25 protein-coding genes and 1 pseudogene are annotated in these 21,019 nt (G+C 45.6%); 10 read left to right on the top strand and 16 right to left on the bottom strand.

Going from position 1 to position 21,019, the window contains the following annotated elements:
• Positions 1-105: 105 nt before the first annotated feature.
• Entirely contained in the window at positions 106-453 is a 348-nt protein-coding gene (locus tag L2082_RS11705) for a DUF3800 domain-containing protein (RefSeq protein ID WP_446009108.1), read from the top strand.
• A gap of 243 nt (positions 454-696) precedes the next feature.
• Here L2082_RS11705 and L2082_RS11700 read toward each other — a convergent pair whose 3' ends face one another.
• Positions 697-918, bottom strand: coding sequence for a hypothetical protein (locus L2082_RS11700; protein WP_446009109.1), 222 nt, complete (start codon positions 916-918; stop codon positions 697-699).
• Positions 919-933: 15 nt separating this feature from the next.
• Positions 934-1,131, bottom strand: a pseudogene (locus tag L2082_RS11695) (hypothetical protein); the annotation flags it as partial.
• Between the two features lie 770 nt (positions 1,132-1,901).
• Here L2082_RS11695 and L2082_RS11690 point away from each other — a divergent pair.
• The gene (locus tag L2082_RS11690) at positions 1,902-4,073 is read left to right on the top strand and encodes an adenosylcobalamin-dependent ribonucleoside-diphosphate reductase (protein WP_446009110.1); all 2,172 of its coding nucleotides are present in this window, start codon (positions 1,902-1,904) and stop codon (positions 4,071-4,073) included.
• Between the two features lie 44 nt (positions 4,074-4,117).
• The gene (locus tag L2082_RS11685) at positions 4,118-4,639 is read left to right on the top strand and encodes a YecA family protein (RefSeq protein ID WP_446009111.1); all 522 of its coding nucleotides are present in this window, start codon (positions 4,118-4,120) and stop codon (positions 4,637-4,639) included.
• A 98-nt stretch (positions 4,640-4,737) separates the two neighbouring features.
• Here L2082_RS11685 and L2082_RS11680 read toward each other — a convergent pair whose 3' ends face one another.
• Complete coding sequence (locus L2082_RS11680) at positions 4,738-5,970, bottom strand: aldo/keto reductase (RefSeq protein WP_446009112.1); 1,233 nt, start codon at positions 5,968-5,970, stop codon at positions 4,738-4,740.
• Positions 5,971-6,277: 307 nt separating this feature from the next.
• Here L2082_RS11680 and L2082_RS11675 point away from each other — a divergent pair, with 307 nt between their 5' ends.
• The 3 genes from L2082_RS11675 to L2082_RS11665 are packed head-to-tail and all read left to right on the top strand — an operon-like array spanning position 6,278 to position 8,349.
• A complete protein-coding gene (locus L2082_RS11675) occupies positions 6,278-6,514 on the top strand; it encodes a ribbon-helix-helix protein, CopG family (RefSeq protein WP_446009113.1) in 237 nt (78 codons plus the stop codon).
• 1 nt (position 6,515) lies between these two features.
• Complete coding sequence (locus L2082_RS11670) at positions 6,516-6,896, top strand: PIN domain-containing protein (protein ID WP_446009114.1); 381 nt, start codon at positions 6,516-6,518, stop codon at positions 6,894-6,896.
• A 4-nt stretch (positions 6,897-6,900) separates the two neighbouring features.
• Positions 6,901-8,349 (top strand): class-II fumarase/aspartase family protein, encoded by a 1,449-nt coding sequence (locus L2082_RS11665; protein WP_446009115.1) that lies wholly within the window; start codon positions 6,901-6,903, stop codon positions 8,347-8,349.
• Here L2082_RS11665 and L2082_RS11660 read toward each other — a convergent pair.
• Positions 8,344-10,995, bottom strand: coding sequence for a PEP/pyruvate-binding domain-containing protein (locus L2082_RS11660; RefSeq protein WP_446009116.1), 2,652 nt, complete (start codon positions 10,993-10,995; stop codon positions 8,344-8,346). The two genes, L2082_RS11665 and L2082_RS11660, sit on opposite strands and share 6 nt — an antisense overlap.
• A gap of 332 nt (positions 10,996-11,327) precedes the next feature.
• Between L2082_RS11660 and L2082_RS11655 the strand changes: the two genes are divergently transcribed.
• Positions 11,328-11,555, top strand: coding sequence for a hypothetical protein (locus tag L2082_RS11655; protein ID WP_446009117.1), 228 nt, complete (start codon positions 11,328-11,330; stop codon positions 11,553-11,555).
• 55 nt (positions 11,556-11,610) lie between these two features.
• Here the strand turns inward: L2082_RS11655 and L2082_RS11650 are convergent, their stop codons facing one another.
• Both L2082_RS11650 and L2082_RS11645 read right to left on the bottom strand, forming a co-directional pair.
• Complete coding sequence (locus L2082_RS11650) at positions 11,611-12,885, bottom strand: mechanosensitive ion channel family protein (protein WP_446009118.1); 1,275 nt, start codon at positions 12,883-12,885, stop codon at positions 11,611-11,613.
• The gene (locus tag L2082_RS11645) at positions 12,878-13,363 is read right to left on the bottom strand and encodes a thioredoxin family protein (protein WP_446009119.1); all 486 of its coding nucleotides are present in this window, start codon (positions 13,361-13,363) and stop codon (positions 12,878-12,880) included. Before L2082_RS11645 ends, L2082_RS11650 begins: the two co-directional genes overlap by 8 nt.
• A 371-nt stretch (positions 13,364-13,734) precedes the next feature.
• Here L2082_RS11645 and ribH point away from each other — a divergent pair, with 371 nt between their 5' ends.
• Together ribH and nusB are read left to right on the top strand one after the other, a co-directional pair.
• On the top strand, positions 13,735-14,199 hold the full coding sequence (gene ribH, locus L2082_RS11640) for a 6,7-dimethyl-8-ribityllumazine synthase (RefSeq protein ID WP_446009120.1): 465 nt from the start codon (positions 13,735-13,737) through the stop codon (positions 14,197-14,199).
• A gap of 103 nt (positions 14,200-14,302) precedes the next feature.
• Positions 14,303-14,725: a transcription antitermination factor NusB gene (gene nusB / locus L2082_RS11635; RefSeq protein WP_446011778.1), complete on the top strand. Its 423-nt coding sequence runs from the start codon at positions 14,303-14,305 to the stop codon at positions 14,723-14,725.
• Positions 14,726-15,174: 449 nt separating this feature from the next.
• On the opposite strand, the gene L2082_RS11630 is transcribed toward nusB, so the two are convergent.
• From L2082_RS11630 to L2082_RS11620, 3 genes are read right to left on the bottom strand one after another with little or no spacing between them, the layout of a single operon-like run.
• Positions 15,175-15,660: a hypothetical protein gene (locus L2082_RS11630; RefSeq protein ID WP_446011135.1), complete on the bottom strand. Its 486-nt coding sequence runs from the start codon at positions 15,658-15,660 to the stop codon at positions 15,175-15,177.
• Positions 15,660-16,100: a hypothetical protein gene (locus tag L2082_RS11625; RefSeq protein WP_446011134.1), complete on the bottom strand. Its 441-nt coding sequence runs from the start codon at positions 16,098-16,100 to the stop codon at positions 15,660-15,662. The genes L2082_RS11630 and L2082_RS11625 overlap by 1 nt, the downstream gene beginning before the upstream one ends.
• Positions 16,072-16,467 (bottom strand): RHS repeat-associated core domain-containing protein, encoded by a 396-nt coding sequence (locus L2082_RS11620; protein WP_446011133.1) that lies wholly within the window; start codon positions 16,465-16,467, stop codon positions 16,072-16,074. The genes L2082_RS11625 and L2082_RS11620 overlap by 29 nt, the downstream gene beginning before the upstream one ends.
• On the opposite strand from L2082_RS11620, the gene L2082_RS11615 reads away from it, so the two are divergent.
• On the top strand, positions 16,459-16,797 hold the full coding sequence (locus L2082_RS11615) for a hypothetical protein (RefSeq protein ID WP_446011132.1): 339 nt from the start codon (positions 16,459-16,461) through the stop codon (positions 16,795-16,797). The two genes, L2082_RS11620 and L2082_RS11615, sit on opposite strands and share 9 nt — an antisense overlap.
• A 379-nt stretch (positions 16,798-17,176) precedes the next feature.
• Here L2082_RS11615 and L2082_RS11610 read toward each other — a convergent pair whose 3' ends face one another.
• The 7 genes from L2082_RS11610 to L2082_RS11580 form a co-directional block, all read right to left on the bottom strand.
• The gene (locus tag L2082_RS11610) at positions 17,177-17,671 is read right to left on the bottom strand and encodes a hypothetical protein (protein ID WP_446011777.1); all 495 of its coding nucleotides are present in this window, start codon (positions 17,669-17,671) and stop codon (positions 17,177-17,179) included.
• Positions 17,655-18,023, bottom strand: coding sequence for an RHS repeat domain-containing protein (locus L2082_RS11605; RefSeq protein WP_446011776.1), 369 nt, complete (start codon positions 18,021-18,023; stop codon positions 17,655-17,657). Before L2082_RS11605 ends, L2082_RS11610 begins: the two co-directional genes overlap by 17 nt.
• Positions 18,024-18,069: 46 nt before the next feature.
• Positions 18,070-18,555, bottom strand: coding sequence for a tetratricopeptide repeat protein (locus L2082_RS11600; RefSeq protein ID WP_446011775.1), 486 nt, complete (start codon positions 18,553-18,555; stop codon positions 18,070-18,072).
• Positions 18,556-18,567: 12 nt separating this feature from the next.
• Positions 18,568-19,233 (bottom strand): RHS repeat-associated core domain-containing protein, encoded by a 666-nt coding sequence (locus tag L2082_RS11595; protein WP_446011774.1) that lies wholly within the window; start codon positions 19,231-19,233, stop codon positions 18,568-18,570.
• A gap of 88 nt (positions 19,234-19,321) precedes the next feature.
• A complete protein-coding gene (locus L2082_RS11590; protein WP_446011773.1) occupies positions 19,322-19,699 on the bottom strand; it encodes a DUF4288 domain-containing protein in 378 nt (125 codons plus the stop codon).
• A complete protein-coding gene (locus tag L2082_RS11585; protein WP_446011772.1) occupies positions 19,689-20,291 on the bottom strand; it encodes an RHS repeat-associated core domain-containing protein in 603 nt (200 codons plus the stop codon). Before L2082_RS11585 ends, L2082_RS11590 begins: the two co-directional genes overlap by 11 nt.
• A 271-nt stretch (positions 20,292-20,562) precedes the next feature.
• On the bottom strand, positions 20,563-20,871 hold the full coding sequence (locus L2082_RS11580) for a hypothetical protein (RefSeq protein ID WP_446011771.1): 309 nt from the start codon (positions 20,869-20,871) through the stop codon (positions 20,563-20,565).
• Between the last annotated feature and the right edge of the window lie 148 nt (positions 20,872-21,019).

Raw genomic sequence — 21,019 nt, 5'->3', positions numbered from 1 at the left:
TTGTTCAGATTATGCGTAAAATAAGGAGAGAAAAGGACTTAAGGGAGTTAATAGAAGAGCATTTTCATCCAGGTGTTCCAGCTATTTAAGTGGTACCAGAGGGATATGTCAGATAGGAAATTATCAGTACAATTATGGAAAGATGCTGAACAACCTGGATCTGACAAGTTAATGCTTGAAGACATTAAAAATAGAATTCGTGAAGTTGCAAAAACAATTTACAATAACGAGTTATATGCTGATGAATTTGTAGCTGTTGATTCAAAGACATTAGTTCTTATTCAACTTGCTGATCTATTTACTAGCAGTATCAATCGAACATTAAATGCTTCTGGCAATAGAACCTCGGCAAAGGATGATTTTGCGAAGGCCATGTTGTCGACATTCGGGATGACTAAAGAGAAAGAAAATATATCAAGTATCGGTGACTGTGCATATCATTTCAGTTTATAAAGGAGCTTGCAAATCATTTTTTACATCGGTCTTAAGCGTCCTGGTTTAACGGTTATGAAAACAAAATGATGTGTATCGAATAATGCGAGCTTGACAGGGATCGAAAGTCGCATAATGTAACGTTATGTAAAATAAACAGAGCCGGGCAATCCCGGCTCCATGATTAGATTCAACCCATCACAACACCGCAGTCACCGTATTACTCGCTTCACTCTCACCGGCCTTGTTCACCGCAATAACCGATTATCCTTTCCTGCGAGACAACAATAACGCCTCCTCCACAGGCGGGGGAAGCTGAAGCAGATGAAAACGATCAGCGGAAAAAGCATAATCCTCTCCGCTTTCATCGGTCAACCGTAGGTAGCCGTGCTTGGCGGCATCCTCATCATGGATTACCGGATAAACTTTCCCGGTTTCAAGAGAAGCTTCGTATCCTGTATTATCAAGGCATATCGCAAATTGCATTGTTCCCTCTTTTGTTTAGTCCAGAAACGGAAGTTTCAGTTTGAATTCTTTTCTGTCTATTCCGTGAGCTTCGTACCAGTGGACTTCTGCGAAACGTACAGTACCGTCAACAAGGCGTACTTCTGCTTTTCCCTTCAGTTTTCGCCATTTTTTCCCGCCGTAAACTCTGGATAAAAAAGGCCACCTTGCCGCCGTCCGGGGATTTCTTCCAGTCCAGAAAAAGCCAGCCCGGCAATAATGTTCTGTACCAGAATCCTGATGTCTGCTTCGGGTCGAGGGAAACGTGCCATAACAATCTCCTGTACCGTTTTACTTGTCCTTTTTTGTGGTTACAATGCTTCGTTGTAAACATGCAACGTCCCATTGCACGCTTACAATGCCTCAATGTAAGCGTAACATGGCCCGCTGTAAGCTTGCAACGTCACGTTGCAGGCTTCACATGCGGCATATGAAGTTTACAATGCCTCGTTGTAAACATGCAACGTCCCATTGTACACTTACAATGCCTCAATGTAAGCGTAACATGGCCCGCTGTAAGCTTGCAACGTCACGTTGCAGGCTTCACATGCGGCATATGAAGTTTACAATGCCTCGTTGTAAACGTGCAACGTCTCATTGTACGCTTGCAATGCCTTGTTGTACGCTTGACATGACCCGCTGTAAGCTTGCAACGTCATGTTGCAGGCTTCATATGCCGCATGTGAAGTGTACAATACCGCGTTGTACATTGCCCTGCATTTTTCCCTCCTTTCAGGTGATTTTTTCCTTTACAAATCACAACCAATTCTTTTTATACGGATTCCCTCGCAGATGCAAAAAATACAATATATAGGATTTACTGATTGATGATTGTCTATATATTGTGCTATAAAGCTCACGTCAGTTATTAATCAGAGGCTCTTTTTCAGAGCAGTTTCCATAAAATTTTCTGGCTGAAATAACCAAAGCCACTATCACGCAAGGGACATATAATGGGGAAAGATATGAGCAGTACTATCTCACAGCAGCTCCTGACAGAGACAGCTGAAACCGTCTTGGCACGTCGTTATTATTTGAAAGATAGTAATGGTAATGCGCTGGAAAACTGGGACGCCCTTTGTCGTCGGGTTGCCGATGCCGTAGCAACAGTTGACAGCGAGCAAGAAGATTATGAGACGATTCGGGAAGATTTTTTCAATATGATCCACTCTCTTGATTTCCTGCCCAATTCTCCCTGCCTCATGAATGCCGGAACAGACCTGGGCCAGCTTTCAGCCTGCTTTGTTCTTCCCATAGAAGATTCTATGGATGGTATCTTCACCTCTATCCGCAACGGTGCTCTGGTGCATAAAACCGGAGGAGGAACCGGCTATTCTTTTTCCCGACTGCGTCCCAAGAATTCCTCGGTCCGCTCTACTCAAGGCGTTGCTTCCGGGCCGCTCAGTTTTGCAGCCGTGTTTGATGCTGCTACTGAAACGATCAAACAAGGCGGAAAACGGCGTGGAGCCAATATGGGGGTCTTGCGGATTGACCATCCAGATATCATGGATTTTATCTCTGCAAAAGAAGATCAGGATAAGTTTACCAACTTTAATTTCTCTGTGGCAATCACTGATGCCTTTATGCAAGCTGTCAAGAACGACAACGATTACGATCTGATTGATCCGTCGGATAACCGGATTGTGGATTCCCTGAATGCAGCCAAGGTCTTTGAGAAAATTGTTGATCTTGCCTGGCATAATGGCGAGCCTGGTGTTCTTTTTATTGACGCTGCCAACCGCACCAACGCAACACCGCAACTAGGTGATTTTGAAGCAACAAATCCTTGCGGAGAACAATTTTTGCTTCCATATGAATCGTGCAATTTAGGCTCAATTAATCTGGGGCAATATGTTCAGGAAAAGCAGGTGGATTTTGAACGACTCGGCACCACCGTGAAGACAGCGGTTCGTTTTCTTGATAATGTGATTGACTGTAATCGCTTTCCGATTCCTGAGATTGAGGACATGACCAGGCAAACGAGAAAAATAGGACTGGGTGTCATGGGTATGCACGATATGCTTATCCAGCTGGGTCTTGCCTATGGCGACGAAGCAGGGCGAGAGACCTCTGCTCAGGTTATGCGTTTTATTCGTGAACAAGCAGAAGCAGCCTCTGTTGAGCTTGCCATGCTCAAAGGAAGCTTTCCAGCCTATGACCCTGCAATCAACAAATATCCAGCCCGGCGCAATGCTGCCTTGACCTCAATTCAGCCCACTGGCACTGTTTCCATGATTGCTGACTGCGCCTCTGGTTGTGAACCCTATTTTTCCGTGGTTATGGAAAAAAATGTCATGGATGGTGACCGCTTTCTCATGGTGAATAAGCATTTTGAAGCTGTGGCAAAAAAAGAAGGCTTTTTCTCAGATGCATTGATGAAAAAAGTTGCCAGCACCGGGACCGTTGTTGGTCATGATGAAATTCCTGAAAAATGGCAGGACATATTCCGAACGGCACAGGACATATCCCCGGAAGACCATATCCGCATGCAGGGAGCCTTGCAAAGCAATGGCGTCGACTCTTCCATCAGCAAGACCATCAATCTGCCCTCCTCAGCCACAAAGGAAGATGTACGTTTTTCCTATATGCTTGGATTTGAATTGGACTGCAAGGGCCTGACAGTCTATCGTGATGGTTCTCGTGATGCCCAGGTTCTGAAGACCATTGGCTCTGAGGAGACAAAGACTGCCACAGTTTCCAGCCAGGGGATCCTTCATAAAAAAGAACTGCCCGATGTACTCAGTGCCAAGCGCTATCGCCTCAAGGATGCTAACGGCAATACCATTTATATCATTGTATGCTTTGCTGAAAATGAAACACCCATGGAGGTCTTTGCTAAATTTCCTTTTGATAACCGATTTGATTTGAAGGATAAATCCACTATGTGGACAACTACTTGCCGTTTAGTTTCTTTGGCACTTCGTTATCAGATCCCTATGGAGGAGGTGATCAAACAACTTGATCGCTCCAGTGGACATATGCTTGACTTACCCGCTCAATTGGGTAAACTGCTCAAGTCGTTTATGGCTGGAACCCGGAACGGGTTTTCGTCTTCATGCCCGGAATGTCCTGGTGCCTTGGTCTTTGAGGAGGGCTGTGAGGTTTGCCGGGAATGCGGCTATTCTAAATGTTCCTGACAGATCATAGTGATCTGTCAGGGCAAAAAGTTACCTGAGCAACTATGGCGAAAATACAGCGCAATCAGTCGTGTCCTTGCGGATCTGGAAAAAAACACAAACATTGCTGTTTGATCCTGCAACAGAGTGGATCTCTTTCCACGCCTATGCAGCAAATGAACGTCTCTTTACTGGAAGAGATAACAAAAATTCAGCAGGATGCTGCTGAATTTAAGGAACAGGTGTATCAGCTTGGCGTTTTTGTTTTTTTCAGTATGGAAAACGGGGATGCCTGGGTGTTGGAGGCCACAGACAGTGATGCTGTGCAAGTAGCCAGCAAAGGGCACCCTTATCAGCCGCCAGTGACTGAAGATAACGAACGGATCGTGGTGGAGTGGAGTCATAATTTTGCGTTCCAAAAGAAGCGGCTCTTTATGACTGGGTATAAGGATGGAGCAGAGAAAGAAATTCTAGCTGCACCAACTCAACAGATCAATGCAGCTCTGCGCAGAATTATAAAACAGTATCCCAAAGAACTTCTTAATAAGGTACATATGCGTGACGAGGAAGACCTGGCATCGTCATAAAAAGAAGAGTTATCAATTGATCTCACCTGAATTCGTGCAATACGATTGATTGCAGTCATAGTTGATGACCAAGGTTGTTGATCAAGGTAATCTTTTTTTTACTGGTTGCCTTGATCCCTCAGAAGAGCATGGGCCTTTTCCAATAACCTGATCAGTTCCTCTGCGGGCATTCCTGCCTGTTCTGCAACACCGCTTAAATCAAACTGCCGGGCTCCGGTCCCGTTCATTCCTGACATCCAGGGCATATCCTGCCCGAGCATCTTGTAGCGACGCCGGGAGAATTCCAGCAAATCCCATCCTTGCGCTAAGTTATATAACCAGAGGATCACACCAATATTAATATATCCTGGTGTCTGCTGCCAGGAAGGAAGATTTGGCCAAAGGGCATCAGGCCGGGAATGTCCAGTGCGTGTTTTCATGAGCTGCCCCCATTGTTGATAGATGCCCTGAATCATGTCATGATCATCAATTCCAGTCAAGGCGTTGAGGTGATCGTCAAAATCACTAAGCCGGGCAGCACCAACGCTGATGGTATGAACCTCTGGTCGTTGGATACAGAAGAGGTCATTAAACTGGATCGGTGTAAGAGGATCACAGATTTTTTTCAGGCATTCCGGCGGAGTTTGTAACATACCGCCCTTATCTGTGGGGCTGATGATAAATACGCCCATATTCTGAGCAGCTGCTGCCTCCAGGGCAAGGCTGTTGCGTTGATAAATCGTGTACCAGTGCAGATTCATATAATCAAACCCGCCATCGTCCTGATGGGCAATGGCCTTTAAGAGAATGTCCACATCAGCATGGCCTGAAAATCCCACCCAGCCTACTTTTCCTTGATCCTGAAGTTTACGGGCAGCAGCCAGACAACCACCTGGTCGGCATACCTGCCACAGGCTTTGATGATTATTGAGACCGTGCAGAGCCAGAAGATCAACCCGGTTTTGCCCCAAACGATTTAGTGAGTCCAATACATTGGCAGTAAAGAGTTCTGGATCTTCTTCAGGCCGCACCTTGGTTTGCAGAATAAAAGAATCTCGCTCATAACGGGCCAGGATGGAAGCGAGCTGGCGTTCAGAGGTACCATAATTCCGGGCCGTTTCGATATGAGTTATGCCCAGAGAAAGGGCTTTGTCCACCAGTTTTGCAAGATCCTGCTGCCTTTGCTCCGGGATCTGATCAAGAGGCATATCCTGCGGAGAATATCTGGAGCGCATCATCCCCAGCGATACGACCGGCATGGGCAAGCCGGTTTTACCGAATACTCTGAAGGGAACAGGCGAGGAAACAGGATGTTCAGTATTTTTTAGGAAGGGAGTATTTTGTTGATTCATGGTGTGCTTTTGGAACTCAATTGTTTTAGTAATTTGACTTTAAGGGCTTTTTTGTAACGAATACATTGCAATTTACTCAAATTATAGGGTAACCTCAAGTATTGTTGGTGAGTAAAAAATGCTTGGTTCGTGGTGTGTTCCATGGGGAAGATTAATGTGTTCATTTTTTCACGAATTTGTGATGGGTGACAAATCAGATGGGACAGAATTGGGCAAAAGGTACAATGATCCTTGCTTCGGATAACTGTACGATATATAATTTCAAGTATACGTTAGACATATACATCAAGACAGGGAGAGGCAAAATATGTTAAGGACTCAGGTATATTTAACAGAGTATGAAAAAAAAGCCCTGTCCGCGATTTCGGCGAAATCAGGGAAAAAGCAGAGCGAGTTGATCCGAGAGGCTATAGATAATTTTATATCAAAATTCCGCTGTGAAAAACGGGAGGATATTTTTGACAGGTTATCTGGAATGTGGGCGGATCGGGATGAATCCTTTACAGCAGAATCGCTTCGCAACGAGTGGGACAGGAAGATGTGACATGGCGAAATATTTAGTGGACACAGATATTCTGATTGATTTTTTTCGCGGCAATGAGCAAGCGAAAGCATTTATACGCTCAAATTTCGATTCAATCATCCTGTCATCCATTACTGTTGCGGAGCTGTACGCCGGAGTGCGGGAAGGAGATGAAAGGACGAATCTTAATGAGTTTATTGAGTTAGTCCCTGTGGTATCAGTGACAGATGAAATTGCTGTGCAGGGAGGGCTGCTGAAAAAAGATTACGCCAGATCACACGGAACAGGTCTTGCTGATGCGATTATCGCGGCTACTGCTCAAACCTGCGATGCTATACTCTGTACCCTAAATAGAAAACACTTTCCGATGATTCAAGACCTTAAAATTCCATACACTAAATAATCCTGTGAACACCTGCACACCAAACAGCCACATCGTTGATTCCAGATTTTACAGCGGCGGTTACACCACTGTCGAAGCCCGTAGAATTTTTTGTGACCTTCGCCGCTACCAGCATTGGCTTGATGTGGAAGCGGCCCTGGCCCTTTCTCAGGCAGAACTGGGGATTATTCCCTGTGCTGCTGCTGAAAATATTGAGCAGAACGCCCGGATTTGCATGCTTGACCTTGATGGTATCCGCCAGGGCTTACAGCTCACCAATCATTCCTTAATGCCTCTGCTTGAGGCATTGCGTAAGGTCTGTGATACTGAGGCAGGCCAGTTCATTCACTTTGGAGCCACAACCCAGGATATTCAGGATACCGCCCAAGTGCTTGAACTTCGCAATGTGTTATTCGTTGTAGAGCGTGATCTGCATAAGATTATCAGTCTGCTTATGCAACGGACCAGGCAATATCGTGATCTGGTAACCATTGGCCGGACCCACTCACAACATGCCCTGCCCATGACCATAGGTCTGAAAATGGCTGGCTGGCTTGATGAAGTCTGGCGTAATGTGGAGCGACTTGAACAGATGAAGGAGCGGCTCCTGGTGAGTCAGCTCTTTGGCGGAGTAGGGACAATGGATGCCTTTGGTGAAAAGGCCTTGCCCTTGTTGGAAAAATTTTCTGGCAAACTCGGCCTTGCTGTTCCTCATGTGGCCTGGCATGCCTCCCGTGATCGTTTTGCTGAATTCCTTTCCTGCCTGGCCATGATCGGAGGTTCCCTGGCCCGCATTGCCGATGAGATCCGTTGTTTGGCCCGCAATGAAATCCATGAAATGGAAGAGCCCTTCCATATGGGAAAAATAGGCAGCAGCACCATGCCCCATAAAAGGAACCCGGAGCTTTGCGAACAGGTGGTGGTCTTGTCCAAACTGATCACCTCCAATGTCGCCTTGGGCTACGAAGGGTTAATCTGTGAACATGAGCGGGATTATCGTTCGGTTCGGCTGGAATGGGCTGCTCTCACAGACAGTTCCCTGTATATCTGCGGTCTGCTGGCCCTGATGAAGGATATCCTTGCTGATATGATGGTCCATGAACAGAGGGTTCGCAGCAATGTGCTCAAGGCAGCACCATTGATCTCAACCGAGGCCTTGATGTTCTTTTTAGGAAAAACCATTGGCAAGCAAAATGCTCACACCCTTGTCTACGAGGCATCCATGCGAGCTGTTGAAACCGGGCAATCTCTGCTAGACATACTTATGGAGGATCCAGCAATAGCAGAGAATTTCAGCAAAGAGGAGATTGAGCAATCGACTGCCCCGGAAAAACATATTGGCAAGTCCAAAGAACTCACTGAGCAGACAATCAGCTTTGTTGAAACCCGTATGCAGGATCGGGAAACACCTGCAGGGGATGCAGCACACTGTCCTTTATGTACAGAGCAGGAAGGATGTTTATGTGTGCTATGATTTTTTGATGCACTCAGGATTTGCCTGGTTGCCCTCGTTGGCAAGAAGATGGACAACACCTTGATTACCATCAACAAAAATGAGATTTCCCGTTTGAATCCGTTCCGTACATCCAGCAACATCCACCACACAAGGCAGACCGTATTCCCTGGCTACAGTTCCGGCATGGGAAAGGTAGCTGCCCACCTCCACTGCTGCAGCCCCGGCAGTGAGAAAGAGAGGAGTCCATGCAGGATCAGTGTACGGAGCAACCAGGATTTCACCAGGCTGTAATTCCGCATCCACAGCAGGATCCAGAATGACCCGGGCAATACCCTTGTACGATCCTGGTGACGCCGATTGTCCGGGAAGAACAGTACTGTCTCCATGCTCAGGCCGTTGTCGATGTTCCGGCAGATCAATACCCACTGTTTTTCGTGGGACTTTGCGGGAAAAACGGACATGCTCAAGCCGTCGCTGTCGCAACCGTTCCTCAATATCACGCCAGCCCAGCTGACCTTGCTGCATTTTGTCTATTTCCTCTGGATAGAGAAAGAAGATATCGTCTTTACATTTCAGTTCTCCCTGACCAAGAAGGTTGCGTTCAATACCGAGCAGCTTTTTGCGCACACTGTACAGCCCTATCATGTAATAAAAGCGGGAATTCTCCCTGAGTTTAACCAGATACCTTGTTTCATTGAGAAGAAAGCGAAGGAGACGCCAGCGGGGCCGGAAAAAACGTTCAAAAGGGAGCTGTTCAAGCTGTCGGCGCAACTCAGCCTCAAGTTCATTCCGGCTGTGTCCTGAATGTTGTGCAGATTGTTTTTGCTTTGTATCAGCCAGCAGGTAATTACGGACCATACCGAGAACCTGACTCGGCTCTTCCTCCCAGCGAGGAGATTGAAGTTCTATTTCCCGCACAGCCCGATGCCCATGTTTTTTTAGGAATTGATCAAAGAAGCAGAGGAAGTTTTTTGCATCAGGGAGCTGTCGGAGCCTGGGCAGCAGCTGGTTCAGAGAGCATTGCAGGAGCATATCCCGTACTACCTGACATTTGCCCGCTTCCTGGGCAAGTGCCTGAATTTCACGCCCCATCTCTGCAGAAAGCACCCCTTGCTGACCAGCGCAAAGCCGGGGGATTATATCGGAAGATGCATCAGGCAGCCAAAAGTGAAGAAGTTGTTTCAGAGGGCCGGGAAGAAGTATACTGCGTCCTGCGGAAAAGTTAACGATCAGAGGCATCTTACCAATCGGGGTAAAAAGATCAGGCAAAAAGAGCCGTAACCATGCCTCAACAGGAGTACAGGAAGGATCGTCTTCCACTTTACGACAGAGATCTCTGTAATGATCCATAGCGTTATCAGGCAGTTTTCGGGTACGGGCAAGAAATAATCCAAAGGTGAGATACACATACAACAGAAGCGCAAGGTACAGAGGAAGCTTGCCCCAGGAAATTCGTTTCAGCGGTACTGCCGTCTCTATGCTGAGGTCGTAGAGAAGTGTGGCCAGTTCCTGCTCGGAAAATTTGACAGGGAGGTGAGAGAGGAAAAATTCAAGGTCGAGATATACCCTCCCTTCGATAAAACGAGCCCAGGGAGAGATTGCCAGGGAAAAAATCCACAGAGTTATAGGAGAAAGCGGTTCGGTCAGGTTCTCAGCAAGCGGTTTGCCCAGAACATATTTCCCAGCAGGATCCTGTGTTCGCTTCTGGCCGCCCATCGCTGTAATAGGACGTGATTGCAGCAAATAGAATGTATTATCAGTTATGGCCCATTCCAGGTCCTGGGGCGAGCCAAAATGTTTCTCTGCCCGGATGGCCCAATGTGCTACTTTGCTGATTTGATCAGGTTCAAGGGTTTCCTGCTGTTGTTTTTCAGAGGGAACCTCTTCCAGGCGGGATTCGGTACTGTCCTGAAGACTGGAGGAAACCATAAAGCGTTTACAGGCAATCCGGCGATCACGCAGTTGCAGGGAATTACGATCCAGAATATAATGATCCGGTGTCACTCTGCCGTCAACAAGAGCAGCCCCCATTCCCCAGGAAGATTCAATAACGATTTCTTCTGCTTGAGAAACCGGGTTGACCGTAAAGGTGATTCCTGACACATCGGCCCGAATCATCTCCTGCACCACCACAGCCATTTGGGCAGCAGCATGTTCAATCCCGTGGGCAAAACGATAGCTGACTGCTTCGGCATTCCACAGCGAGGCCCAGCAGAGGCGAACCATGTGCAGCAGATTTGTCCGGTCAACATAATAATAGGTTCCGTGTTGCCCGGCAAAACTGGCATCCTGAAGATCTTCTGTGGTAGCAGAACTGCGCACGGCACAGAAGATACTGCTTCCTCTTACCTGGATAAGCTGGTCATAGGCATCAAAGATGGCCTTGGAAGGAAGGGCGGGGAACTCGGTCGAAGTTATTATTTCACGGATCAAAGCGCAGTAACGTTCCAGCCCCTTTGCTTCGGCTCTGCTCAACTGATCCAGTTCCTTTTCCAAACCAAGGGATGCAAAGAACTCGCTATATCCCTGCGTTGTGATAACAAAACCGGGAGGGACAGGGAAACCTGCTTTGGTCAACTCGCCAAGATTTGCCCCTTTCCCACCAACAATGGCAGTATCTTTTTTATTGATAACAGAAAAGGGACGGATGTAAGGGGTGGTCATGGGCATTCCGGGGTGTCCTGTGTTGGCTTTTTGGCTTTGTTATCCCTCCCCCTTGGGGAGGGGGGTGTGGAAGTTATTATGGAATAATAACGGATAATCAGGTTAAAACCAATGAATTCTTTGTCCTGAATTCCTGAGTTTGTGGTGGTATTACTGTACCGGATAATACAGTTTTGTATTTTTTTTCTTTTCTTTCTTAAAGATAATGTTATGTTAGGGTATTTTGCTTTGCCAGTGGTCAATTTTCTGACCGTTTTTCTCTCCTTAAGGGGTGGGACAGGGTACGGCAGAGTTTATTCTTCAGAAAAAATGTACGTAAGGAGGTTTTGATTATGGGAAAATATACTGTAAAGATTACACCAGGGAAACGCGCTGATGCCTGTAGCTGCAAAATGAGGCAACAGAGGTACACTGTGGAAGCCGAGAGCAAAGATGCAGCCATGACACTTGCCGGTAACAGATGGTACGATGCAGAATGCCCGAATAGCCAGCCTGCTGATTGTTCTTATAGCCGGGAAGATATTATTGCAGAGTGTAGTTATATTGTCCAGGAAGTATAAGAGCCTTGCTGTGGTCTGTTTTTGTTTTATCCTTCCACAAGGGGAGGGGAAGGACTCAAGTGCCAAGGTCTTGCTGGGTCTGGGAAAGGGCTTTGAAGTCGTGCCCTGAAGGCTGCTGAAAAATCCGCAGATGAAAATAGGGCAGAATAGCGATCAGGTGATCAAAGATATCAGCCTGCAATGCTTCGTAATTGGCCCAGACCTGATCGTTACTGAAGACATAGATTTCCAGAGGCAGGCCAGTGTCACCTGGTTCGAGCTGCCGGATCAGAAAGGTCATTTTATCATGTATCTTCGGGTTTTCCTGGAGCCATGCTGTAATATAGGCGCGATACAGTCCGACATTTGTTTGACAGCGTCCGTTAATGGCCTCGCTTGTTTCTGCTCCCCGTGCCCTGTTATATTTACTGATTTCTTCTCTTTTGCTGCGCAGGTATTTCTGAAGAATACGAATTTTTCCTAACTCATCCAGCTCCTCCTCAGTAAGAAAACGGATTGAGGTCATATCAATATATAAGGCCCGTTTGATCCGGCGTCCCCCGGATTCTGTCATACCGCGCCAGTTTTTAAAGGGATTGGCAATCAGGGCATAGGTAGGGATCGTGGTGATGGTCTTGTTCCAGTTGCGCACCCGAACCGAGTGAATAGAGACCTCAATAACATCGCCATCTGCGCCATGTGACTCCATCTCGATCCAATCCCCAACCCGAATCATATCATTGGTTGTGAGCTGAATTGCACCGATAAAGCCAAGAATAGTATCGCGAAAGATGAGCATGACCAAGGCGGTCAGTCCACCCATGACAGAAAGAAGCCCCAAGGGAGAGTGGCCACTGAGGGTGCTGATCATAAGAATGGCACCTAAGAGGTAAACAATAATCCTAATGGCATCAATATATCCCCGAATGGTCTTGCCGGTTTGAAGATGGCGGGAGCGGTAGATACTGTTGGTTGCCTTGAGCAAGGCACTGAGGACTCGGACTCCGGCCAGGATAAAGCCGCAGAAGATCAGGCGAGGAATCAGTTCCAACCATGGCGAATCCGGTGGGAGGAGAATATCCTGCGCTATATAAAAAATAAGTACCGGAACAAACCAGGAAAGCCGGGTGAAAAAATGATAATCCGTAAGCACATCATCCCATGTCAGGCGGTTACTGCGGATAGCTTTGGTCAGTGAGCTGATCAAAAAGCGACGAACAAGCCAGGTTGCCAGCAGGGCAATGAGAAAGACTGTACAGATGATGAATCCATAGGTCAGCGGGACTGCAAGGGCACGGGCAAGACCTGCCTGCTCAAGCCAGGCGATCAGGAGATGGGGCTGTTCATGCATGATTTTCCTCTTGTATCCATTGTTGGACCTGGACCGGAGTGGGCATAAGGCCAGAGCTTTTCAGGGTTCCGTTGATCATCAGGGCTGGAGTTATGGTGACACCTGCTCGTCCTATTTCATCAGGATCATGAATTTGTTCAATATCAGCTGCCAGTTTGAGGCGGGCAAGGGTCTCAATAACCAGGGTTTGCAGGCTGTTACAGCTGATGCAACCTGTGCCAAAGATACGGATGACTAAGCCTTCCTCATCTATGGCGATATTGCAATGCTTGCGATAGGCTGTCAGGAGCGCTTCTTTGTATTTTTTTGTATTTCCTGGTGGAATATAGTTCTGCCGTTTGATTTCATCAAAGAGAAAAGCCACTGCCTCAGCTTCACTCACCTCTTGTTGAGCAATGCTGTTCAGGGCGATGTCCAGGCCGATGAGACCGATATTGGCTGTGCCGATGCGTATGAAACGTTGGGTTGCTGTGTCCATAGTTTTTTTATCTCACGCCTACTTTATTTCTCCGCTGTCGGGTAATACCATTTAAATGGATGGGGCTGATGAATGCTGTAGCCAGAATTTAAAAAATTACAACTATATTCCATCAATGTTCTCCCATTCGTAAACAGTGGTAGTGTAATCAGTGTTAATATTTTGTAGAAAATCCTGTTGTATTTCATTCCAACGCCAGAACATTACCATCCTAAAAAGGAAAATCAAACCAAAATAACCTGATATCCCTTCTTCTAAGAGATTGTCTTTTAGAAATATCAATGTTATAGTAGCGAGCCATATAAATAATCCCCATATGAACAAAATTATATTGCCTCGAACGAATCAATAAACAGAAGGAAAAGAAAAAGATGGCAAATTATATAGAAGGAAATCTTCAAGGTAATGGCTGCAAAATCGGAATTATTGTTGCCCGTTTTAACTCCTTTATTTCCGAAAAATTGCTGGAAGGAGCTATGGACACCCTGCTTCGCTCCGGTGTTAAGGACGAAGATATTGATGTTGCCCGGGTTCCTGGTGCCTTTGAAATCCCCCTTGCAACCCAGAAAATGGCACAATCTGGTAAATACGATGCTATCATCTGCATCGGTGTGGTGATTCGGGGAGCTACCCCTCATTTTGACTTTGTGGCTAATGAGGTTGCCAAGGGAAGTGCTCAGGTTATGCTGGATGCAGGTATTCCGGTTCTTTTTGGTGTACTGACCACAGAGACCATTGAGCAGGCCATTGAGCGTGCTGGTACCAAGGCGGGCAATAAGGGTGCGGATGTTGCTGTGGCTGCGCTGGAGATGGTCAGCCTCATGAATCAATTATAACCCTGCCCTTGGAGAAAAACAAAAAAGATGAGGTTGTTGATAATGAGCAATTACGGGAAAAAGAACAGAACGGCACCTTGTCTGTCGTCATTTGTGGCTTAATATGGGGCTACGAAGAAAATCACGGGAACTGGCCCTGCAATTTTTTTACGGACGCGATATTCAGGAACGTCCCTCTGTTGATGACACCCTTGCTCAGGAAGTAGAGGCCTTTTATTCTTGCTTTAAAAGTGATCAAAAAGCCCAGGTATATGCAGAAAAATTGATCAACGGGATCTATAGTCATCAGAAAGAGATTGATAACGCCCTTGCTGACTGTTCTCACCATTGGCGGGTAGAGCGTATGGCTCTGGTGGATCGGAACATCCTTCGCATTGCAGCCTATGAGGTGCTATATAGTAATGATGTTCCGGCAACGGTGGCTATTAATGAGGCCCTGGAAATTGCCAAACGTTATGCAGAACCAGAATCAATCAGTTTTATCAACGGGATTCTGGACAACCTGCAAGGCAAGAACGCCAGTTGATCTCGTAATTATATGCATATGCGAAAAAAGGCAGTGCCTCGACTGAGGGCTGTCTTTTTTTTTGCAAAATCTGAACCATGAGAAATTGCGTTCTGTTCAAATATACTCTATTTTTCTTATCCAGTGTCATGATTTTATCTCTAAGATTAAAAAAAGTCTCATTCAGCAGCAGGGTTATCATGCAGCAACAGGGAAGTTCAAGGAAAACTGATTATCAGCATTTTCTCCGGTTACCCATTTTCCGATAATACCGATGCCAGTTGTAGTGCATCCTTGGAGGTCATAGTGCAAATGAGTGGTTGTGCCGGAGACGGTTTTCTTCACCCGTCTGCCAAAGGGATCATAGGCATATTCTGCAACAGTCGTTGTGTCCTGTTAGAGGTGGATCCCTCCACCTTTCTGAGTGACGAATAGCGACATAACTAAGAAAATCATGGACTAAAGGGAATTCATATTAGTGTGGCATTTTCTAACCGAACAAATAGCTCCACATCTTCTTTTAATCCAAATATTTCTGTAATAATTGTTTTTACAAAATTGTGTGCTTTATGCGTATCTTTACCAAAATCAATATTCAAAAAATCAAGCTCATTATGTGGCTCCGTGCTCTTAGAGATTGAATATTTGACTTGAGATAGATCGCAATATTCCGTCAAAGACCTAAAAAATTGCTCTGACCATTTAGCTTTTGGGAAAGATAGCTCAATACCGTAATTATTTGATGAAATAATATATTTTCTAAGTTGAATGAAATAATTAGTACCTGAAACGTCAATTATCAAAAAGCCTCCATTATATCCACGCACTAAAAGGTCTTGAATAGGTCTCTTTACAGTTTCCAATGAACGTGTAGGTCCTTTGAAACCTCGTAATACAATAAGACCGACGATGAAGCAACACAATAAAACAATGAGAATAACTGCCAATATATTCATTAAAAAATATTCCCCAAGATGTTTCCGACGATATGGCCTAAGTTTCCTGCTTTACCGACAGGTGTGGCTCCTTGTGCGCCAGTTTTTGCTTCAGCCCACCCTTGACCAACTCCAGCTCCAAACCGAGCAAGAGGAGAGAGCTGAGGACCGGGATTTGCATTATGTGGCAAATAACGTCCATTCGAAGGATTATATGGTTGTGGGCGGCCCATGTAACCAGGTTTTGTAGGATATGGTTTTCCGATCAACTTCTTGCCTAATTGTCCAAATCTACTTCCAACGCCACCAATCGGCAGCATGCCAAGAAGTTCTTCTGGAGCAACTCTATAGGGATTTTCCTCATAACAGAGCTTTCCTTCAAGATCATCATAGAGCTTATTATCGTCGTTTTTTCCACCATACGATCCAGGGTTACCTATCCCTAGTTGACCATATGACACTAACCTCCCACGGATCAACAATATTCACCGGATCACCGCCCACATAAGCATACAGATTCAAGCCTCCCGCAAGCCCGACAGGATCAAGAGTCAGGTATCTTCCCGTATCAGGATCATAATACCGGTTCCAATTATAATGCAGTCCGGTTTCAGCATCGTAGTACTGGCCCGGAAAGCGAATATTGTTCGTGATGGTTTCGGTAAGAATTTGCGTCTCGCCGAAGGGTTGGAAGGCAGCTTTCCAGACCACAGCTCCCGTTGAATCAACAATCTGCTGCGGCGTACCGAGGTGGTCGCTGATAACGTAATACACCCCGGCCTGCGTGCCGTGCAGTTTTAGTGCAACGAGGTTGTCGTTTTGGTACACATAATCCTGGAGCGGCGTTCCGTCACCGGCGGTTTCGGCGATCAGGCGGCCCTGGAGGTCGTAGTGGAAATGAGTGGTTGTGCCGGAGACGGTTTTCTTGGTTCTCAGCCCGAAGGGATCATAGGCGTATTCTGCGACCGTTGTCGCACCCTGTTCGACCTTGATGAGTCTGCCCAGGGGGTTATAACCGTACGTGTAGACCCCGTCCGAGGTGATTCTGCCGCTCTTGTCGTGGACAGAGCTGCGCACGGAGCTGCGCACGGAGCTGTCCGGGCGGTTATTACCGTTGACGTCAGTCTCGAAAAGGAAAAAGTCTCTGTCTTGACTTGATGGTTATCTTTACCTGTCTTTTCGGTATATTGCCCATTTCAGCAACAGACTTCCTGAAAAGGATAAAACTCCGACAGATATAATTTCAATAACAATGGAGCTAATGGGAGGCATGATTGTGTCTGCCCCGAATCTTTCCGAATATTTTATGTATTGAAACCAAAGTTCGGTATGCACAACAACTGTTGCTGTAGTCAGAATAAGCCATATTAAAGCAATATAGAATAAACGTCTAGATACAAAACGTGCTACGATCTGCTTTTTGCTTATTTTGTATATGAATAAAAAAACAAATAATAATGATATAAAAAGCGGAACGTACCAAGAGAGATAAAAAAAGACTATTTTTATCATATTATTAACCGGTTAAATTTAACAGCTATTTGGCTCCCCCTATCCAGTCATACAGCTTATCCGGGTTCGACGGAAAACCGAATTGTCTAGGGCGTTTTATACCGGCGCCATCTATGGAGTCTTCAACGGCATCTATACAGTTATTTGTATAAAACCAGTATCTTTCATCTTTCTTTTTTTTCATTGCATCCATAGCCGCCTTCGCCTGTTCATCTGAAACTTCAAAAGTGAGTTTTGCATCATACAGGGTATTTCCCTCATGCAGCACCATGCCGTTTTCCGTTATACTTCCTCCCGGATAAAATCCTCTTTTCTCAGAAGTACCATCGTTATATCTGACTCCGATAAATCCGTGCCCGGAGTCATGAGAACTGCCACTGCTTCCGGGGCCGCTCCTTCTTACGTAAATAGTGAATTGAGCAAGCCCCCACGGATCAATCCCATTCACCGGATCCCCACCTACATAAGCAAACAAATTCATCCCGCCTGCAAGTCCTATAGGATCAGAAGTCAGGATCATAATACCGGTTCCAGTTATAATGCAGGCCGGTTTCAGCATCGTAGTACTGCCCCGGAAAACGGATATTATTGGTGATGGTTTCAGTGAGAACCTGTGCCTCGCCAAAGGGCAGGAAGGCGGCTTTCCAGACAAGGGTGCCAGCGGAGTTCACAATCTGCTGCGGTGTGCCGAGGTGATCGCAGATAACGTAATACACCCCGGCCTGCGTGCCGTGCAGTTTGACTGCAACGAGGTTGCCGTTTTGGTACACATAATCTCGAAGTGGACTATCGTCGCCAGCGGTTTCAGCGATCAGGCGGCCCTGGAGGTCGTAGTGGAAATGGGTGGTCGTGCCGGAGATGGTTTTCTTCACCCGTCTGCCGAAGGGATCAGGACTATCCCCGAATTTTTGCGGGTGACTATTTCCCTATACGCTCTTTAGCTAAAATGCTATTCTTTTGAGCCATCCTGTGCAGTTCACTATCTTCATTTGTGATAGTTTTATATAATTTAAGAGCTTCACTAAACATTCCTTGATCATACAAAGAGTTCGCCAGATTATATACATATATCTGTTTAGGTTCTATAGCAATAGCACTTTGCAGGTATTTTTCAGCAATATCTGGTCTATTTATCTTAAAATAGCAGTCAGATATTGCATGCATTGCTTCTGTATCATCTTCTCTGTCATCTAAGGATTTGATCAAAAAACTTATAGCCTTTTGATAATCCTTCTTCTTGTAGTAAATATCGGCAACAAGATACCATCCATGATTTAAATCTTCATCATAAGGAGGTATCAACGTTTCTGTGCCTTGATCTAAAATCTCAGCCAATGCCTCATCGTATTTTTTTTGTCTAATCAATGAATATACTTTATCGTAATAGTCTTTGTTCGTTAGCATTATGTTCACTTGTTAAATTTGCTTTTGGCATCCGCACCATGTGGTAATCAGGCGTCCTGTGGCGGTATCACACCATTTTTGACAGTAGGGATCATCGGGATTTTGTGCATAATAGTCATCGGGCCAAATTATGAAAATCCATGGACCAGTTTTGGAGCGAAACCCGCCTTTAGGTCTACGAGAGTGCTCTTCGGCATCTGGATGACCAATATTTCTTTGACGCTTTCTACCCGACTTCCTGTCTTCCGCACCTTTTTTCTTATCCTTACCTGAGTAATCGAGTCCCTTGCCACCCTTATTCTTCCCTTTTGCAAATCCGTTAAAATCCACCCAATTCACCGGATCACCCCCCACATAAGCAAACAGATTCAACCCACCAGCAAGCCCGATGGGATCAGGAGTCAGATACCGCCCGGTATCAGGATCATAATACCGGTTCCAGTTATAATGCAATTCAGTTTCCGCATCGAAATACTGCCCCGGAAAGCGGATATTATTGGTGATGATTTCGGTGACAATCTGCGCTTTACCGAAAGGCAGGAATGCTGCCTTCCAGACCACAGCTCCCGTTGAATCAACAATCTGCTGCGGCGTACCGAGGTGGTCGCTGATCACGTAATACACCCCGGCCTGCGTGCCGTGCAGTTTTAGTGCAACGAGGTTGTCGTTTTGGTACACATAATCCTGGAGCGGCGTTCCGTCACCGGCGGTTTCGGCGATCAGGCGGCCCTGGAGGTCGTAGTGGAAATGGGTGGTTGTGCCTTTTTTACAACTTTATTTTCTTATTCATTCCTTTAAAAACAGAAAGTTGGTTCTTATACGGGATGAGACGATCTTTCCGCTCCATTGGTGATACCTTCTCTATGAAGCGACTCCACACTTCGTCATCGTTTTCAATTGAAAGTAAATCAATAAGCTCTGAGACCCCTATAAATTCAAACCAAATATGTTTTTCACCATCTTTATAATCAAATTCTTCTTCTTCTCCTCGTTTGCTGGCAAGATGTAACGCGGCTTTCGGTGAATCCGCATGAAAATGAATTATTCTCTCTTCACAAATGCGACGTTTGTTCGAGGTTTTGTTTTTAACAACTCGGAATTGAAAAAGAAGCATAGCCGCGTAAATATTTTTCTCATTCTTCACAAGTTCCTCCTGTCAGTCCCATACAGTCAATTGGATACTTGGTACACCATACATCGAAAGTGGTTAAACCTATCGGTATACCGCCCATATAAAGCCTTCCGTCTTTTGCAAGTTTAAGCCATGCTTTAATTTTTTTTGCGCGTTGCGGTTTAATCTTTCCCGCTTTTTTAAGATCGTCAACTTCTCTTGCAATATCATTTATAATTTTCCTGTCTCCCTTGGCTTCTCTTAACCGTTGAAGGTATTCATCATTGCCTTGGGTAATCCCTTTTGTTTTTGAAACACCTTCAATATCAAACCAATTCACCGGATTCCCCGCAACATAAGCATACAAATTCAACCCGCCATCCAGCCCAATCGGATCAGGAGTCAAATACCTCCCCGTACTCGGATCATAATATCGGTTCCAGTTATAATGCAACCCGGTTTCAGCGTCGTAGTATTGCCCCGGAAAGCGGATATTATTGTTGATGGTTTCGGTGAGAATTTGCGTCTCGCCGAAGGGTTGGAAGGCTGCTTTCCAGACCACGGTTCCCGCAGAATCCACGATCTGTTGCGGTGTACCGAGGCGGTCGCTGATAACGTAATACACCCCGGCCTGCGTGCCGTGCAGTTTCAGTGCAACGAGGTTGCCGTTTTGGTAGATATAATCCCGGAGCGGGGTGCCGTCACCAGCGGTTTCTGCGATGAGCCTTCCCTGGAGGTCGTAATGGAAATGGGTGGTTGTCGTTTTTTTTTACGCCAGACATGAAGCCCTTCTTTTTAAAATCAATCAAGTCCGACCCTATTGATTCAGGAAATCTCCGTTTTCCACTTGACTTTACTTATCATAGATGTCCCCTATTTCCCGGCTCTTGACAAAGTCAATCAAGTCTGCCCCTATTGATTTGGGCAGGGCGACTTTTCTTTAGATAAAAAATATTTACGGCTATTAACAGCAGGTTACCGAAAAGAAAAGAAAAGAATAAAGTGTAAAGATGAAGCGATGCCTTGTGGGATGTTTGCATTAATTGGGAAATATTTTTAGCTATTCTATTTAATGATTCTATATCCGAATTGTTATATATCTGACCAACTAATTTTTCTACCGTTGATGCCACAAGCGTTCCCGGCATAATAACAGCAAGATAACATACTAACACAACGGATATAATCAATCCTATTGTATTCACAATCATTACATGTTGTTTTAACAGGCCCCTGACAGCCTTTTTCTGCTAGCTGGTTAATCTTTTAATTTTACACCAGAAAAAAATGGACATTTGAGATTTTTCTGGTATTAATGTAATAAAAAACGATTTGTCATTGGTAACCAAGGGA

It is taken from the genome of Candidatus Electrothrix sp. (assembly GCF_052785085.1).
Note: the sequence above shows the minus strand (reverse complement) of the source record. Positions and strands in the feature narration are given on the sequence as shown.

Excerpts from the sequence above, each read along its gene's own strand:
- L2082_RS11705 (WP_446009108.1), top strand. The coding sequence starts at position 106 with ATGTCAGATAGGAAATTATCAGTACAATTATGGAAAGATGCTGAACAA.
- L2082_RS11700 (WP_446009109.1), bottom strand. The coding sequence starts at position 918 with ATGCAATTTGCGATATGCCTTGATAATACAGGATACGAAGCTTCTCTT.
- L2082_RS11690 (WP_446009110.1), top strand. The coding sequence starts at position 1,902 with ATGAGCAGTACTATCTCACAGCAGCTCCTGACAGAGACAGCTGAAACC.
- L2082_RS11685 (WP_446009111.1), top strand. The coding sequence starts at position 4,118 with ATGGCGAAAATACAGCGCAATCAGTCGTGTCCTTGCGGATCTGGAAAA.
- L2082_RS11680 (WP_446009112.1), bottom strand. The coding sequence starts at position 5,970 with ATGAATCAACAAAATACTCCCTTCCTAAAAAATACTGAACATCCTGTT.
- L2082_RS11675 (WP_446009113.1), top strand. The coding sequence starts at position 6,278 with ATGTTAAGGACTCAGGTATATTTAACAGAGTATGAAAAAAAAGCCCTG.
- L2082_RS11670 (WP_446009114.1), top strand. The coding sequence starts at position 6,516 with ATGGCGAAATATTTAGTGGACACAGATATTCTGATTGATTTTTTTCGC.
- L2082_RS11660 (WP_446009116.1), bottom strand. The coding sequence starts at position 10,995 with ATGACCACCCCTTACATCCGTCCCTTTTCTGTTATCAATAAAAAAGAT.
- L2082_RS11655 (WP_446009117.1), top strand. The coding sequence starts at position 11,328 with ATGGGAAAATATACTGTAAAGATTACACCAGGGAAACGCGCTGATGCC.
- L2082_RS11650 (WP_446009118.1), bottom strand. The coding sequence starts at position 12,885 with ATGCATGAACAGCCCCATCTCCTGATCGCCTGGCTTGAGCAGGCAGGT.
- L2082_RS11645 (WP_446009119.1), bottom strand. The coding sequence starts at position 13,363 with ATGGACACAGCAACCCAACGTTTCATACGCATCGGCACAGCCAATATC.
- ribH (WP_446009120.1), top strand. The coding sequence starts at position 13,735 with ATGGCAAATTATATAGAAGGAAATCTTCAAGGTAATGGCTGCAAAATC.
- nusB (WP_446011778.1), top strand. The coding sequence starts at position 14,303 with ATGGGGCTACGAAGAAAATCACGGGAACTGGCCCTGCAATTTTTTTAC.
- L2082_RS11630 (WP_446011135.1), bottom strand. The coding sequence starts at position 15,660 with ATGAATATATTGGCAGTTATTCTCATTGTTTTATTGTGTTGCTTCATC.
- L2082_RS11610 (WP_446011777.1), bottom strand. The coding sequence starts at position 17,671 with ATGATCCTGACTTCTGATCCTATAGGACTTGCAGGCGGGATGAATTTG.
- L2082_RS11600 (WP_446011775.1), bottom strand. The coding sequence starts at position 18,555 with ATGCTAACGAACAAAGACTATTACGATAAAGTATATTCATTGATTAGA.